Annotated in this window: 13 protein-coding genes and 1 pseudogene; 4 read left to right on the top strand and 10 right to left on the bottom strand. The window is 73.8% G+C overall.

All coding sequences use genetic code 11. The features are described 5' to 3' along the window. Nucleotides 1-83 precede the first annotated feature (83 nt). Nucleotides 84-833 (bottom strand): bifunctional DNA primase/polymerase, encoded by a 750-nt coding sequence (locus SSNG_RS10580; RefSeq protein ID WP_007263815.1) that lies wholly within the window; start codon nucleotides 831-833, stop codon nucleotides 84-86. Nucleotides 834-983: 150 nt separating this feature from the next. Next, on the bottom strand, nucleotides 984-1,610 hold the full coding sequence (locus SSNG_RS10575) for a TetR/AcrR family transcriptional regulator (RefSeq protein WP_007263814.1): 627 nt from the start codon (nucleotides 1,608-1,610) through the stop codon (nucleotides 984-986). 158 nt (nucleotides 1,611-1,768) lie between these two features. Between SSNG_RS10575 and ddaH the strand changes: the two genes are divergently transcribed. Continuing rightward, nucleotides 1,769-2,578, top strand: a complete 810-nt coding sequence (ddaH, locus tag SSNG_RS10570; RefSeq protein WP_007263813.1) for a dimethylargininase — start codon at nucleotides 1,769-1,771, stop codon at nucleotides 2,576-2,578. Between the two features lie 4 nt (nucleotides 2,579-2,582). On the opposite strand, the gene SSNG_RS10565 is transcribed toward ddaH, so the two are convergent. Together SSNG_RS10565 and SSNG_RS10560 are read right to left on the bottom strand one after the other, a co-directional pair. Further along, entirely contained in the window at nucleotides 2,583-3,614 is a 1,032-nt protein-coding gene (locus SSNG_RS10565; protein WP_007263812.1) for a small ribosomal subunit Rsm22 family protein, read from the bottom strand. A 9-nt stretch (nucleotides 3,615-3,623) separates the two neighbouring features. Beyond that, nucleotides 3,624-5,132 (bottom strand): multidrug effflux MFS transporter, encoded by a 1,509-nt coding sequence (locus SSNG_RS10560; RefSeq protein ID WP_206731376.1) that lies wholly within the window; start codon nucleotides 5,130-5,132, stop codon nucleotides 3,624-3,626. 108 nt (nucleotides 5,133-5,240) lie between these two features. On the opposite strand from SSNG_RS10560, the gene SSNG_RS10555 reads away from it, so the two are divergent. Then, nucleotides 5,241-6,002, top strand: coding sequence for an SDR family oxidoreductase (locus tag SSNG_RS10555; RefSeq protein WP_042800844.1), 762 nt, complete (start codon nucleotides 5,241-5,243; stop codon nucleotides 6,000-6,002). A 92-nt stretch (nucleotides 6,003-6,094) separates the two neighbouring features. Here the strand turns inward: SSNG_RS10555 and efeU are convergent, their stop codons facing one another. From efeU to SSNG_RS10525, 6 genes are all read right to left on the bottom strand, one after another. Continuing rightward, nucleotides 6,095-6,955, bottom strand: a complete 861-nt coding sequence (efeU, locus tag SSNG_RS10550) for an iron uptake transporter permease EfeU (protein ID WP_007263809.1) — start codon at nucleotides 6,953-6,955, stop codon at nucleotides 6,095-6,097. Between the two features lie 22 nt (nucleotides 6,956-6,977). After that, complete coding sequence (gene efeB, locus SSNG_RS10545) at nucleotides 6,978-8,249, bottom strand: iron uptake transporter deferrochelatase/peroxidase subunit (RefSeq protein ID WP_007263808.1); 1,272 nt, start codon at nucleotides 8,247-8,249, stop codon at nucleotides 6,978-6,980. 31 nt (nucleotides 8,250-8,280) lie between these two features. Next, complete coding sequence (efeO, locus tag SSNG_RS10540) at nucleotides 8,281-9,432, bottom strand: iron uptake system protein EfeO (protein ID WP_007263807.1); 1,152 nt, start codon at nucleotides 9,430-9,432, stop codon at nucleotides 8,281-8,283. 174 nt (nucleotides 9,433-9,606) lie between these two features. Then, a complete protein-coding gene (locus tag SSNG_RS10535; RefSeq protein ID WP_050779591.1) occupies nucleotides 9,607-10,503 on the bottom strand; it encodes a heme ABC transporter ATP-binding protein in 897 nt (298 codons plus the stop codon). 86 nt (nucleotides 10,504-10,589) lie between these two features. Further along, entirely contained in the window at nucleotides 10,590-11,672 is a 1,083-nt protein-coding gene (locus tag SSNG_RS10530) for an iron ABC transporter permease (RefSeq protein ID WP_007263805.1), read from the bottom strand. Between the two features lies 1 nt (nucleotide 11,673). Further along, on the bottom strand, nucleotides 11,674-12,705 hold the full coding sequence (locus SSNG_RS10525; protein ID WP_007263804.1) for an ABC transporter substrate-binding protein: 1,032 nt from the start codon (nucleotides 12,703-12,705) through the stop codon (nucleotides 11,674-11,676). Nucleotides 12,706-12,881: 176 nt separating this feature from the next. On the opposite strand from SSNG_RS10525, the pseudogene SSNG_RS44795 reads away from it, so the two are divergent. After that, a pseudogene (locus SSNG_RS44795) lies at nucleotides 12,882-14,310 on the top strand (HtaA domain-containing protein). A gap of 91 nt (nucleotides 14,311-14,401) precedes the next feature. Then, nucleotides 14,402-15,038 (top strand): HtaA domain-containing protein (locus SSNG_RS42005; protein WP_206731288.1); only part of this gene is annotated, 637 nt, incomplete at its 3' end.

Raw genomic sequence — 15,038 nt, 5'->3', positions numbered from 1 at the left:
CCGGCGCTTGAGGCGCGGGTCCGGGCAGTGCCCGGGGAACGGGCGAAGGGCGGGGAGGGGACCCGGCACCGCGCAGCGGGCGGCTAGTGGCCCGGGGGCCAGGCGGCTGCGGCCGGGGTCTGGTCCCGTGCGCCCGCGTACTGGGCGCAGGCGTCCGTCAGGGTTTCCAGGAGGGTCAGCGGGTCCGGCAGCGGGTGGCGGACGTCGCGGAGCCAGGTCACCGCGTGGTCGCCGGGGAGGGCCGACGGGGGGAGCAGGACGTAGCTGCCGCGGCAGTGCCAGCGCAGGCCGGGGTGTTCGTCCATCGTCTCGGGGTGGCAGTCCAGTTCGCAGGGCCACCATTCGTCCTCGTCCTCCGGCGTACCGCGGGTCGCCGTGAAGAAGAGCATCCGGGCCTGGTCGCCGGTGCCGCCGGACTCGGCGACGGGGCCGACCTCGATGCCCGCGGCCAGCAGGCGCTCCAGCGCGCTGCGGCCGGCCTCCAGGGGGACGTCCAGGACGTCGTGCACCATGCCCGTCGCGGTGATGAAGTTGGCGTGGGGCTGGTTGCGGGCCCAACGTTCGATCTGCGCGCGGTCGGTGGTCGACTGCGTCTGCCAGGCGAAGGAGACGGGGTGCCGGGCCGGCGTGGGACAGCCGATGCGGTCGCACGAACACCGGTACCCCGAGGGATGGGCGGCGGGGGCGAGGGGGAGTCCGGCGGCGGCGACGGCGAGCAGGAGCGCTTCGCGCTCCTTGCCGGGGTCCTCGGGGGCGGGTTTCGAGCGGCGGCGCAGCCACTGGGAAATCCTGCTCAGCTCGCCGCGTTTGACGCGGCCGGACTCAGACCCCATCGATCCCCTCACCTCACCGTTGCCCCGGCAGACCATTCCATGGTCCCACCATCGGGAGCGCCGGGTGACCGCACCCCCCGAAGGGACTCCCCGAACGAGTGCCCCACATAACCGCACAATCAGGCCATATGGTTCTCGGCCGTACCGGTGTCAACGGCTGTCCGGCCGCCCGGCGGTGACGTATCCCACGCCGGCCAGCACCCCGTCCACCAGCGCGTCCGCGAAGCCGTGCGTCAGCGGCGCGGTCCGCAGCAGCCACCGGTACGTCAGCGGGCCCACCAGCATTTCCACCGTCAGCCGCAGGTCGGTGCCCGCCGGGAGCTGCCCGGCCTCCCGGGCCGACCGCAACCGGGCCTCGTACAGCGCGAGCTGCGGCTCCAGCAGCCGCTGGGTGAAGCGGGCCCCCAGCTCCGGGTCGGTCGCCCCGGCCGCGGTCAGGGCGCGCACGGGGGCCTCGTACCGGGCGTCGGCGAACTCGTCCACCGTGGCCCGCAGTACGGCCTTCAGGTCCGCCGCCAGGTCCCCGGTGTCCGGGAAGCCGGTCCAGCCGGCCTCCGCGCCCGCCTCCCCGGCCAGCGCCAGCGAGGCGTCCAGCAGCACCTCGGCCTTCGAGGACCACCAGCGGTAGATCGTCTGCTTGCCGACTCCCGCACGGGCCGCGATGGCCTCGATGGTCAGCTTGTTGTAGCCGACCTCGCCGACCAGCACGAGGGAGGCGTCGAGGATGGCGCGCCGGGAGCGGTCGCTGCGGCGGGTGGCATCGGGGGTCTTGGTCACCGCCCCAACGTACCAAGTCGGTCCGAGACGTCTCGTCTTCCGGCCGTTGTGGTAATTCACCCGATCAGTTCACTGCGCGGTCACCCCCGAGGGGAGACGATTCTCTCGACACCCGCACAGCACCGTGAGTCCGTAGTCACAGTCGTGAGGAGCCTTCTTTGCGCAGAGACGCCACACCCCGGCGCTACCTGATGTGCCCACCCGCACACTTCAAGGTCACGTACTCCATCAACCCGTGGATGGACCCCACGAAACCGGTGGACCTGCCCCTCGCACTCGCCCAGTGGGAAGACCTGAGGGACCGCTACCTCTCCCTCGGGCACACCGTCGAGACCCTCGTCCCCGTCCCCGGCCTGCCCGACATGGTCTTCGCCGCGAACGGGGCCCTCGTCGTCGACGGCCGGGTCCTCGGCGCCCGCTTCGCCTACCCGGAACGCGCCGCCGAGGCGGAGATCCACCTCGACTGGTTCCGCGCGCACGGCTTCGCGGACGTCCACGAGCCCTCGCACGTCAACGAGGGCGAGGGGGACTTCGCCGTCACCGCCACCTACATCCTGGCCGGACGGGGCTTCCGCTCCAGCCCGCTCTCGCACGACGAGGCCCAGGAGTTCTTCGGCCGCCCCGTCATCGGCCTCGACCTGGTGGACCCGCGCTACTACCACCTGGACACGGCGCTCTGCGTCCTCGACGGCGACGAGATCATGTACCACCCGCCGGCCTTCTCCGCCGGCAGCCAGGCCGTGCTGCGCCGGCTGTTCCCGGACGCCCTGGTCGTGGAGGACGAGGACGCGGCGGCCTTCGGCCTGAACTCGGTCTCCGACGGGCGGCACGTCCTGCTCCCGCAGGGCGCGACCGGGCTGCTGGCCCCGCTGCGCGACCGGGGGTTCGAGCCGATCCCGATGGACCTGGGCGAGCTGCTCAAGGGCGGCGGCAGCGTGAAGTGCTGCACCCAGGAGCTGAGGCCGTAGGCCCCTACTCGGCGTCGGCGTCGGCGCCGGCGGAGGCGGAGGCGGGCGGCCAGGCGTCGCCCCACTCGGCGTCCCGGGCCGCCTTGTAGAGGCCGCCGTGGCGCTTGGTCACGGTGGCCCGGGACAGCCCCGCCTCCTCGGGACCGCACAGGTCCAGCAGGACCAGCCCCTTCCGGATCTGCGGCCTCCGCGTGATCCGGGAGGGGACCGGCGTCACGGGGAACCGCGTCGCGGCGACGTAGGCGAACTTCTCGTCCTCGTACGGCAGGGACCCGCCCTTGACCTTCCGGTGCAGCGAGGAGCGGCTGACCCGCGCCGAGAAGTGGCACCAGTCCTGCCCCACCTCGATGGGGCAGGCCCCGTCGTGCGGGCACGGCGCCGCCACCGTCATCCCGGCCGCGACCAGCTGCTCACGGGCCTCGCGGATGCGCAGGTACCCCTGGGGCGTGCCCGGCTCGATCAGTACGACGGCCCGCCCGGCGCGGGCCGCCTCGGCGACGACCGCCGTACGGGCCTCCGCCGTCAGTTCGCCCAGCACGTACGACACGGTCACCAGGTCCGCGTCCGGCAGGCCGATCCCGCTGCCGATGACGGCCCGGCGCCACTCGGCCGCGCGCAGCACCGCCGACGGCGAACGGCCCGCCAGCTCCTTGCCGAGCGCCAGCGCCGGCTCCGCCCAGTCCAGCACCGTCGTCGCGCGGGGCCCGTCCCAGGTCGCGTCCACCGCCCAGGCCGCGGCGCCCGTGCCGCCGCCCACGTCCACGTGCGAGCCCGGCGTCCAGTCCGGGGCGGCCTCCGCCAGCCCGTCCAGGGCGGACCGTACGGCTTCGAAGGTGGCCGGCATCCGGTACGCCGCGTACGCCGCCACGTCGGAGCGGTCGCGCAGCACGGGGGCGTCGGTGGGGGTGGCCCCCCGGTAGTTGGCGATCAGCCGCTCGACGGCGGCCGAGGCCTGCTTCGGCGGGAGCCCGTCGAGCAGCCCCGCGAGCGCGCTGCGGAGGGTTTCGGCGGTGGTGGGGGCGGGTGCGGCGTTCACCTGGAAAGTTTACGGCGCCCCGGAGCCCGCCCCGGAGCCCGCCCCGGAGCCCGACCCGGAGCCCGAGCCCGACCCGGAGCCCGACGCCGACCCCGACCCGGAGCCCGCGCCCGGTGCCGGGGGCCCGGCCATGGGTTCCCGCGTCCGCCAGGGCCGGCACATGCCGAGGAAGCAGGCCACCGCCAGCAGCGAGCAGCCGAGCTGCACGAGCGCCATCGGCACCGCCGTGTCCTCGCCCGCGATCCCGACCAGCGGCGAGGCGACCGCCCCGACCAGGAAGGAGGACGTGCCCAGCAGCGCGGACGCCGATCCGGCGGCGTGCGGGGTGCGCATGAGGGCCTGCGCGTTGGTGTTGGGCAGGACCAGGCCCATCGCCGACATCAGCACGAACAGCGCGGCGGCGACCGGCAGCAGCCCGGCCTTCCCGAACACCCCGGTGGACATGAGCAGCAGGGCGACGGAGGCGGCGGTGATGACGGCGAGCCCGGTGGCCAGGGCCTTGTCCAGGCTGACCCGGCCCACCAGCAGCTTGCCGTTGATCTGGCCGACGACGATCAGCCCGACGGAGTTCAGGCCGAACAGCAGGCTGAAGGCCTGCGGGGAGGCCCCGTAGATCTCCTGCACGACGAAGGGCGAGGCGGATATGTAGGAGAAGAGCACCGCGAAGGCGAAGCCGCCCGCGAGGGTGTAGCCGGCGAAGACCCGGTCGCCGAGCAGCCCGCGCATGGTCCGCAGCGCGGCGCCCACCCCGCCGGTCTGGCGGCGCTCGGGCGGCAGCGTCTCGCCGAGGCTGCGCCACACGACGAGGGTGAGTGCGAGGCCGACGGCGGTGAGGACGACGAAGACCCCGCGCCAGTCGGCGAACCGGAGCACCTGGCCGCCGATGAGCGGGGCGATGATCGGGGCGGTGCCGGATATCAGCATCAGCGTGGAGAAGAAGCGGGCCATCTCGACGCCCTCGTACAGGTCGCGCACGACGGCCCGGGCGATCACGATGGCGGCCGCGCCGGCCAGGCCCTGGAGCAGCCGGAAGGCGATGAGCAGCTCGGCGCTCGGGGCGAGGGCACAGATCGCGGTGGCCAGGACGTAGACGGCCATGCCGGTCAGCAGCGGTCTGCGGCGGCCCCACTTGTCGCTCATCGGGCCGATGACCAGCTGTCCGAGCGCCATGCCGGCGAGGCAGGAGGTGAGGGTGAGCTGGACGGTCGCGGCGGGGCTGTGCAGGGCGGCGGTGACCTCGGGCAGGGCCGGGAGGTACATGTCCATGGACAGCGGGGGGAGGGCGGTGAGGCCGCCCAGGATGAAGGTGACCAGCAGGCCGGTGCGGCGCGCGGCCGTCAGGGCGGCGGCGGAAGCCTTCCGGGACGCCGTGACGGGCGCCGTGCCGGGCGCCGTGCCGGACGCCGTGACGGGCGACGGCTCGGGTGCCTTGCGGGGTGCCGGGAGGGGTGAGGGATCGGGCGACGGGTGGGGCGACGGCCCGTGCGAGGGGGCCGTGGAAGGGCCGCTCTCCGACATGCGGAACTCCAGTCTTTTCATCTGCTTTATGCACCCCTGACCGACCCATGCTCTCAGCTGTCGGAACGTCCCGGGCCGGATGTCCGGTGTGACGTAGCCTGCGGCCCCATGAACGCACCCGCGAAGAAGATCGCCGTAGTGACCGGAGCCGGCTCCGGGATCGGCCGTTCCGTGGCCCTGGCCCTGGCCGGGGCGGGCTGGTCGGTGGCCGTGGCCGGGCGCCGGCCCGGGCCCCTGGAGGAGACGGCCGCCGCGGCCGGAGCGGGCGCGGACGTACTGCCCGTACCGGCCGACGTCAGCGACCCGCAGGACGTCACCGCGCTGTTCGAGGCCGTACGGGAGCGGTACGGGCGGCTCGACCTGCTCTTCAACAACGCCGGCACCTTCGGCCCCGCCGGGGTCCCGCTGGAGGACATCGGCTACGAGGCCTGGCGCCAGGTCGTGGACGTCAACCTCACCGGCTCCTTCCTCTGCGCCCAGGCGGCGTTCCGGGTGATGAAGGAGCAGGACCCGCAGGGCGGCCGGATCATCAACAACGGCTCCATCTCCGCCCACGTCCCGCGCCCGAACTCCATCGCCTACACCGCGACCAAGCACGCCATGACCGGCCTGACCAAGTCCCTGTCGCTCGACGGGCGCCCGTACCGGATCGCCTGCGGACAGATCGACATCGGCAACGCGGCCACCGAGATGACCGAGCGCATGCAGACCGGCATCCTCCAGGCCAACGGCCGGCTGGCGGTGGAACCGGTGATGGACGCCGCCGACGTGGCCCGCACCGTGCTGCACATGGCGGAGCTCCCGCTGGAGGCCAACGTCCAGTTCGCGACGGTGATGGCCACCGCGATGCCGTACATCGGACGCGGCTGACCGCGCGGGCGGGGCGGAACCCACACGGAAGGGCCCCGGCCGCCCCACGCCGAGGGGGAGGCGGCCGGGGCCCTTCCGTCGCGCGGAACCGGTCAGTCCTTGGTGCGGCCGCTCACCGACGCCGCCGGGGCCGGCGCCTCCGCGGGGGTGCGCGGGCGGGCCGGGAGCAGGAACAGGGTCAGCACGAGCGCCAGGTACAGGGACCACACCACCAGCTGGTAGACGGTCGGGTCCGGCTGGAAGTTGAAGACGCCCTTCAGCAGCACCCCGTACCAGCTGTCCGGCGCGATCACCGAGCTGATGTCGAAGGCCCTGTCGTTCAGGCCGCCGAGGAACTCGGCCTCCTGGAGGTCGTGGACCCCGTACGCGAGCACGCCCGCGGCCACGACCACCAGCATCCCGCCGGTCCACTTGAAGAACTTCGCCAGGTTGATCTTCAGCGCGCCCCGGTAGAACAGCCAGCCGAGGACGACCGCGGTCGCGATGCCCAGCAGCACGCCGATCAGGGGGGCCGAGGAGCCCTCGCCGCTCGCGCGGACCGACGCCCACACGAACAGCGCCGTCTCCAGGCCCTCGCGGCCCACCGCCAGGAAGGCGGTGGCGACCAGCGCACCGGTGCCCATGGCGAGCGCCGAGTCGAGCTTGCCGTGCAGCTCGGCCTTCAGGTGCCGCGCGGTGCGCTTCATCCAGAAGACCATCCACGTCACCAGGCCCACCGAGATGATCGACAGGCTGCCGCCGAGCAGCTCCTGCGCCTGGAAGGTCAGCTCCTGGGTGCCGAACTCCAGCAGCGCTCCGAAGGTGAGCGAGATCCCGCAGGCGATTCCGATGCCGAGCCAGACCGGGCGCAGGGCGGCCCGGTTCCCGGTCTTGACCAGGTACGCGACGAGGATGCAGACGACCAGGCTGGCCTCCAGCCCCTCGCGCAGGCCGATCAGATAGTTGCCGAACACGGCGTTTCCTCTCCGGCGGGGACTAGGCGAACAGGGACCGGCCCCACCAGTCGTCCTTGTCGCGGACGCCCGGCGGGACGGCGAAGATCGCCGAACCCACGTGCTGGATGTACTCGTTCAGGACGTCCGACTTCGCCAGCCGGCGCTGGATCGGGACGAAGCCCTTGCGGACGTCGCGCTGGTAGGCCAGGAAGAACAGGCCGGCGTCGAGGCGGCCCAGGCCGTCCGTGCCGTCGGTGAAGGAGTAGCCGCGGCGCAGGATCGTCGCCCCGTCGTTGGTGTCGGGGTGCGCGAGGCGCACGTGCGCCTCCGGCTTCATCGCCTTCAGGAACGGCTCGTCGCGCTCCTTGGACTTGCCCACGGGGGCGCCCTCGCCCTTGTCGCGGCCGAAGATGTCCTCCTGCTCCTGCAGGGGGGTGCGGTCCCAGATCTCGATGTTCATCCGGATGCGCCGGGCGACCAGGTACGAGCCGCCGGTCAGCCAGTCGCTGCCGTCGCCCGCGCCGACCCACACGTGCTTGTCCAGGGCGGCCTTGTCGGTGCCCGAGATGTTCCGGGTGCCGTCCTTGAAGCCCATCATGTTGCGCGGGGTCTGCTCGTCGGGCGTGGTCGAGGAGGTCTTGCCGAAGCCGAGCTGCGACCAGCGGACGACGACCCTGCCGAAGCCGATGCGGGCCAGCTGGCGGATGGCGTGCACGGCGACCTGCGGGTCGTCGGCGCAGGCCTGGACGCACAGGTCGCCGCCGGAGCGGGCCTGGTCCAGGTTGTCGCCGGGGAAGAGCTCCAGGTCCACCAGGGCCTCGGGGCGCTTGCCCTCCAGGCCGAAGCGGTCCTTGGCGAACAGCCCCGGGCCGAATCCGATGGTCAGGGTGAGGCGGGAGGGCTTGAGGCCGAGGGCCTCGCCGGTGTCGGTGGGCGGCGCCTCGGGCGCGCCCTCGAACACGTCGCCGACCGGCAGGCCGGCCGTCATCAGCCGGGCCGCGGCCGTCCACTCCTTGAGGAGCGCGACCAGCTCGTCGCGGCTCTTCGTCTTCACGTCGAAGGCCGCGAAGTGCAGCCGGTCCTGGACGGCGCTCGCGATGCCGGCCTGGTGCTCTCCGTGGAAGGGCACGGCCGCCCCGGCGGAGGCCGCCGGGGAGATGTCCGAGCCGCTGCCGAACGCGGCGACCGCGCCGCCGGCGGCGGCCGCTCCGACCGCCAGCCCCGCACCGCCCCAGCCGAGCACGGCACGGCGCGAGGGCGCTGCGGTGGCGCCCGCGGCGCCCGTGGTCTCTTCCGACACCTGGTCGGTCATGCTGCTTCTCCCGCCTCTGCCTGGCTCAGGACTACTTGACGACCGCGGCGGCCAGCTTGGAGAGCGGCTCGCCCAGCGCGCTGACGGCGTCCGAGAGTTCCTTGCGCTCGGCCTCGCCGACCTTGTCGTACGAGGTGAACTCGTAGGTGTTCTTGTCGGCGCGGTACTTGTCCAGGAGGGTGTTCATCGCGGCGAACTGGGTGTCCAGCTGCTTGGCGAGCTCCGGGTCGTTCTTGGCGGTGACCGTCTTGAGGAGCTCGTAGGACTTCTGGGCGCCCTCGACGTTGGCCTTGAAGTCGACCAGGTCGGTGTGGCTGTAGCGCTCTTCCTCGCCCGTCACCTTGCCGGTGGCGACCTCGTCGAGCAGCTCCTTGGCACCGTTGGCCATGGAGGTGGGGGTGATCTCGGCCTGGCCGACCTTCTTCTGCCATTCGGTCAGGTCGGCGATCAGGGTGTCGGCGAGCTTCTTGTCGTTGTCGTCGATCTTGTTGTCCTGGAAGAGGGACTTCTCCAGGCGGTGCCAGCCGGTCCAGTCCTTGGCCGGGTCCTGGCCGGCCTCCAGGCCGTCCTCGCGGACGTCGACCTTCGGGTCGATGTCGCCGAAGGACTCGGCGACGGGCTCGGTGCGCTCCCAGCCGATGCGGGAGGGGGCGTAGGCCTTCCTCGCCGCCTCCAGGTCGCCGGCCTTGACGGCGTCGACGAAGGCCTGGGCCTTGGGCAGGGTCTCGTCGGCCTGCTCCTGGACGTACTTGCGGTACGCGGCGACCGCGGCATCCAGCTCCGGGCTGCGCTTCTCGGTGCCGCCCTTGCCGGTGGCCTTGACCTGAGTGCGGATGCCGTCGCCCTTCATGCCGGGCTTGCAGGTGAAGGCGTAGTCGCCCGCCTTGATCTCGGCGGTGATGGTGGCCTTGGTACCGGGGCCGATGTTCTCGCGCTCGGCGACGATGCGGTCGTCCGGGAAGAGCACGTACAGCTCGGTGACCTTGGAGCCCTTGTTCTCCACCTCGATGGTGACCTTGCCGGCCGGGAACTCGGTCTTGGAGACCTCGCAGGCGGTGTCGGTCGCCTTCACCTGGATCGCGCCCGAGCCGCTCTTGTCGCTCTTCTCGGCGCAGCCGGTGACTGCGGTGAGCGCGGCGACGGCTGCGGCCGCGGTGAGGACGGTGAGGCGGGCGGGGCGCATGTGGGCTCCTGGCGGGGGTGGAGGCTGGGGGGAGGCCGGTGAGGGCCGGTGAGGCGGACCTAACTTAACCGAGGCTTACCTGACCGATGCCCGCTCGTCCAGTGATTCAGCTCTCACATTCCGGCCGCGGACACGAGGCCGTCACGGGCCCTCCATGACCGGATCAAGCGAAGGTCAAGCGGGAGTCAAGTCGCCGTCCGCATTCCGTGCGGGACTGTTGTTACCGTCCGGTTCGATCCCTTGTGCCGCCTGGGCGGGAGGGTGATCCGGAACGCCTCCGTCCCGTACCGGGAGCACCAGCGGAGCCCCCGTCCGGGGGTGCGCGAGCACCTCCACCGGCTGCCGGTAGACGCGGGTCAGGAGCCCGTCCCCGAACACCTCCGCCGGGGGCCCGGCCGCCGCGATCCGGCCGCCGTGCAGCACGGCCGCCCGGTCCGCGTACGCCGCCGCCAGCCCCAGGTCGTGCAGGACCACGACCACCGCGTCCCCGGCCGCCGCCCGTTCCCGGCAGATCCGCAGCACCAGTTCCTGGTGGCGCAGGTCCAGGGCCGCCGTGGGCTCGTCGAGCAGCAGCAGCGGGGCGCGCTGGGCCAGTACGCGGGCCAGCGCGACCCGGGCCCGCTCGCCGCCGGAGAGGTCCGGGAAGGGCCGATCGGCGAATCGGGTGACCTCGGTGGCGGCCATCGCCTCCGCCACCGCCTCCTCGTCGGCGTCCGCGAGCCCCGTCCCCGCCCACGGGGCACGGCCCATCCGGACCACCTCCGCGACCGGGAAGGGGAAGGACAGCCCGGCCGACTGGGGGAGCACCGAGCGGCGCAGGGCCAGCTCGGCGGCGCCCCAGCCGTCCACCGGGCGCCCGTCGATCCGTACGCTGCCCGAGGCGGCCGGCAGGTCGGCGGCGAGGGCCGCCAGCAGGGTGGACTTCCCGGCTCCGTTCGGCCCGACCAGGGCCAGCACTTCGCCGGCGCGGGCGGCCAGGTCGATCCCGGCGAGCACCTCGCGCTCCCCGAGCCGGACGTGCAGCCCGACGGCCTCCGCGACGGCGGCCCCGGGTGCGGGACGCGCGGGCACGGTACGACGGCCGCGCGGCAGGAGGGCGGCTGGGAGGAGGGCGGCTGGGAGGAGGCCGGCTGGGAGGAGGCCGGCTGGAGGGAACCTCATGCCCAGCCCCCCTGTCCCCGGCGGGTGCGGCGCAGCAGCCAGAAGAAGAAGGGGCTGCCGAGCAGCGCCGTCAGCACGCCGAGCGGCAGCTCCGCCGGCCGGGCCGCCGTCCGGGCGGCCAGGTCGCCCCCGGCCAGGACCACCGCCCCGGCCAGCGCGCTGCCGGGCACCAGGAAGCGGTGCCCGGGCCCGTTCGCCATCCGCAGCAGGTGCGGGACCAGCAGCCCCACGAAGGTGATCACCCCGGCGACGGCCACGGCGGCGGCCGTCAGCAGGGCCACGACCACGATCAGGGCCAGCCGCAGCCGCTCGACGTCGATCCCGAGGTGGCGGGCGGGCCGCTCGCCGAGGGCGAGGAGGTCGAGCCTGCGGGCGTGGAAGGGGGCCGCGACCAGCCCGACCAGCGCGCAGGGCAGCACGGCGAGCACCTTGGGCCAGGTCGCCTGCGCGAGGGAGCCCAGCTGCCAGAAGGTGATCTGGTTGACCTGGCCGCTGTCCGCGAAGAAGACGAACAGCCCGATCAGGGCGCCCGCGAAGGCGTTGACGGCGATGCCCGTCAGGATCAGCGTGACCACCTCGGTCCGGCCGCCGCTGCGGGACAGCAGGTAGACGGCGCCGACCGTGACCAGCCCCGCCACGAAGGCGCAGGCGGTGACCGTCCAGTTGCCGAGGAAGGTCAGGCCCAGCCCGATCGCGCCGACCGCGCCCACGGCGGACCCCGCCGAGATGCCGATCACCCCGGGCTCGGCCAGCGGGTTGCCGAACACCCCCTGCATCAGCGCCCCCGCACACCCCAGGCTCGCACCGACCAGCAGCGCCAGCGCGACCCGGGGCAGGCGTACGTTCCACAGCACGCTCTCCCCGACCCGGTCCAGCGGAGCCCCGCCGAGGCCCGCCCGGTGCTGGACCGAGGCGAGCACGTCCCCGGTGGGGATGGCGTACGCGCCGACCCCGGCCGAGACCAGCGCGAGCAACAGCAGCGCGGCCAGCAGCCCGGCCGCCAGCAGCGGCGCCCTGCGGCCCGGCCGCCGCCGTGACGGGACGGCCTCCCCGCGGGTCGCCTCCGTGGAGACGGCCACCTCAGGCCCCCTTGCCGTGGAGCTGCGCGACCAGCGAGGAGAGCACCTGGTCGGTGCGCGGGCCGTAGTTCAGCAGCACCCCGTCGTCGACGGTGACGACCCTGCGGTCCATCCCGGCCGGGGTCTGGGCCACGCCCGGGATCTTGACCAGCCCGTCGACGCCGCCGACCGATTCGAGGCCCTTGGACATGACGAGGAGGGCGTCCGGGGCGGCCGCGGCCAGGGCCTCGCTGGTGATCGGGGTGAAGTCCTTGCCGAGCCCCGACTCCTTGCCGGTGTCCACCGCGCCCGCCGCCTCCAGCAGCGAACCGGCGCCCGAGTCCGAGCCGCCCAGCAGGTAGACCGAGGCGGTGCCGCGCAGGTAGAGGAAGGCCACCCGGGGCTTCTTCCCGGTGCCGGCCGGAACGCCCTTGCGGGCGGCGGCGATCCGCTCGGCGGTGCGCCGGTTCAGCTCCGCTCCGGCCTCCTTGACGCCCAGTGCGGCGGCGACCGCCCCGATCCGCGCGGGTACGTCCTCCAGGGCCTTGGCGGGCGCGACCACCAGGACCGGGACGCCCGCGTCGCGGATCTGCCGCACCGCCTCGGCGGGGCCGGTGGTGGTCTCCGCCAGGACCAGCGTCGGGCGCAGCGAGAGCACGCTCTCGGCCGAGACCTCGTGGCCGCGCGTCACCACCGGCAGGGCCGAGGCCTGTTCGAAGGTGGCGGTGACGTCCCGGGCGACGACCTGCGGGCCGAGGCCGAGGGTCTGCACGATCTCGTTGAGGCTGCCGGTGAGCGGGATGACCCGCTCCGCCGAGGTGACGGTGACCTGCCTCCCGTCGGCCGAGGCGACGCTCACCGGCAGCGCGGGCGGCACGGTGGAGGCGATCGGCTCCACCCGGTCGGGGAGGGTGGGGGCGGAGCGCCCGGCGGCGGGGCCGGCAGGGGTGTCCGTACCGGCGCAGCCGGCGGCGGAGAGCGCCAGTGAGAGCCCCAGGGCCGTCAGGGCAACGGCCAGGCGGGGGAAGCGGGTTGGGGTGGCGGGCGTGGGCACCGGGACACCGTCCTGATCGTCCGGCCGGGAGGCGGGGGCGGGGGCTGGGCCGGAACGAGGGGTTTCCCGCTCGGCCGGGATGGCTTAGGTTAGCCTAACCTTACTTTGAGCCCTCGGCTTCGTCCGCCGGTCCCTCGATCCCCGTTCCCCGTTCCCCAGACCCCGGAGGGGACTTCATGTCCGCACGACCCGTCCGCGCGTTCGCCGTGACCCTGCTCGCGGTCCTGCTCGCGGCCCTGATCCCGGCCGCCGCCGCCCGCGCGGAGAGCCGCGCCGTGCAGGGGGGACGGCTCGACTGGGGCCTCAAATCCTCCTTCCAGAGTTACGTCACGGGCCCGGTCGCGAAAGGCGGTTTCCAGCTGAAGGGCGGAGCCGCCACCGTCGGCGGCAGCCTGTTCCGCTTCCACTCCGCGACCGGCTCCTACGACCCCGCCTCCGGGGAGTTCGAGGCCGCGTTCTCCGGCGGGGTGACCTTCCAGGGCCACCGGAAGCCCGACGGCGCGTACGAACTGGACCTGACCGTCAGCCGCCCCACCGTCCGCATCTCCGGCGGCCGCGGCACCCTCTACCTGGACGTGACCGGCAAGGCCAAGGACACCGGCGCGGTCAGCACCCAGACCCAGGTGCCCTTCGCCACCAAAAAACCTCGGCGGCATCGACATGCGGGGCGGCGGCAGCCCGATCACCCTCACCAACGTCCCCGCCACCCTCACCGACCAGGGCGCCCGGGCATTCGCCGGCTACTACCAGGCCGGCGCGCAGCTCGACCCGGTCAGCCTCTCCGCCGACGTCAAGGCGGCCCAGGCCACCCCGGCCGCCCCGGCCGCCCCGCAGCCCACCCGGCCCGCACAGCCGTCCGGCACCCCGGCCGCCGGCCCGCAGGCGCGGGGGGCCTTCGCCGACGCCGCCGTGGACTGGGGCGTGCGCCGCACCTTCCGCGAGTACGTCACCGGATCCGTCAGCCAGGGCGGGTGGGCCCTCGCCGACGGCGCCCAGGACGGCGGAGCCCTGTTCCGCTTCCCGCAGGGCAAGGGGACCTACGACGGCCGCAAAGGCGTACTCGCCGCCGAGTTCGCCGGCAGCGTCCGGTTCACCGGAGCCCGGCTCGACCTCGCGCTCGGCAAGGTGGGCGTCAAGGTGGAGAACGGCAAGGGCGTGCTGTCCGCCGACGTGACCACCGGCGGGCAGACCAGGCCGGCCGTGGCGCTCGTCGAGTTCGACGCCAAGGGCCTCAAGTCCGAGGGGAATCTCGCCACCCTGACCGAAGCCCCCGCCACCCTCACCGAAGGCGGCTCCCAGGCCTTCGGCTCCCTCTACAAGGCCGGCACCGAGATGGACCCCGTCACGCTCGCCGTCGCCCTCGAAGCCGGTACGCCGCTGCCCGCCCTGCCCGACCTCGGCTCGACCGCCGCGCCGGCCGCCGCTACCCCGCCCGCCCCGTCCTCCGCCGCCCCGGCCCCCGCGTCCGCCGCCGAGACGGGCGAGTCCGCGGACACCGGGCTGTACGCGGCCCTCGGCGTGGCCGTACTGGTCCTGGCGGGCGGCGCCGCCCTGCTGGTGGTCCGCGGCAGGCGCCGCGCCACGGCGTCCGAAACCGCTCCGTAGCCCCGTAGCCCCGTAGCCCCGGACCCCTCCTTCCCTTCCCTTCCGTTCTCGTTCCTTCCTGTTCGTCACGTACCTCCAGGAGTTCTCAGCCATGTCGTCCCACCGCCGCCCGATCGCCGTAGCGGCCGCCGTACTCACCGCGGCCGCCCTCGGCACCGCCGCCCTCGCCCTGCCCGCCACCGCGGCGGACACCGCTCCCGCCCCCGCCGCCGGGGCCGCCCGGCCCGCCGCAGCGCCGATACCGATCGTGGGCGGCACCCTCGACTGGGGGGTGCTCGCGAGCTTCCGCGCCTACGTCACCGGCATGGCGAAGGGCAAGATCACCACGGCGGACGGTGCCACGCAGAACGCCGACGGCACCTTCCGCTTCGGCTCCGCCACCGGCCAGTACGACAAGGACGGCGGCCACGTGGTGAAGGCCGCCTTCAAGGGCAGCGTCACCTTCGAGAGCGCGTCGCACGGCTTCGTCATCAAGATGGAGAACTTCCGCTTCGACACGGGCACCAAGCAGCTGACGGTCGACATCACCAAGAACGGCACGCTCGCCAAGGACGTCCCGGCGGCGGCCGTCGCCTTCGCCGGGGCCGGCATGAACGGCCTGGCCACCACCCTCACCAAGGAGCTCGGCGAGCAGCTCGGCGCGCCCCAGTACGCGGGCCGTGACGGCGACAGGCTGACGGCCGCCCTGGAGTTCGGGAAGCCGCCCGCCCCGTCCCCCTCGACGTCCC

The sequence above is a fragment of the Streptomyces sp. C genome (assembly GCF_000158895.1).
GTDB classification, from domain to species: domain Bacteria; phylum Actinomycetota; class Actinomycetes; order Streptomycetales; family Streptomycetaceae; genus Streptomyces; species Streptomyces racemochromogenes.
Note: the sequence above shows the minus strand (reverse complement) of the source record. Positions and strands in the feature narration are given on the sequence as shown.

Coding starts and splice junctions, on each gene's coding strand:
- SSNG_RS10580 (WP_007263815.1), bottom strand. CDS start 833: ATGGGGTCTGAGTCCGGCCGCGTCAAACGCGGCGAGCTGAGCAGGATT.
- SSNG_RS10560 (WP_206731376.1), bottom strand. CDS start 5,132: ATGTCGGAGAGCGGCCCTTCCACGGCCCCCTCGCACGGGCCGTCGCCC.
- SSNG_RS10555 (WP_042800844.1), top strand. CDS start 5,241: ATGAACGCACCCGCGAAGAAGATCGCCGTAGTGACCGGAGCCGGCTCC.
- efeB (WP_007263808.1), bottom strand. CDS start 8,249: ATGACCGACCAGGTGTCGGAAGAGACCACGGGCGCCGCGGGCGCCACC.
- efeO (WP_007263807.1), bottom strand. CDS start 9,432: ATGCGCCCCGCCCGCCTCACCGTCCTCACCGCGGCCGCAGCCGTCGCC.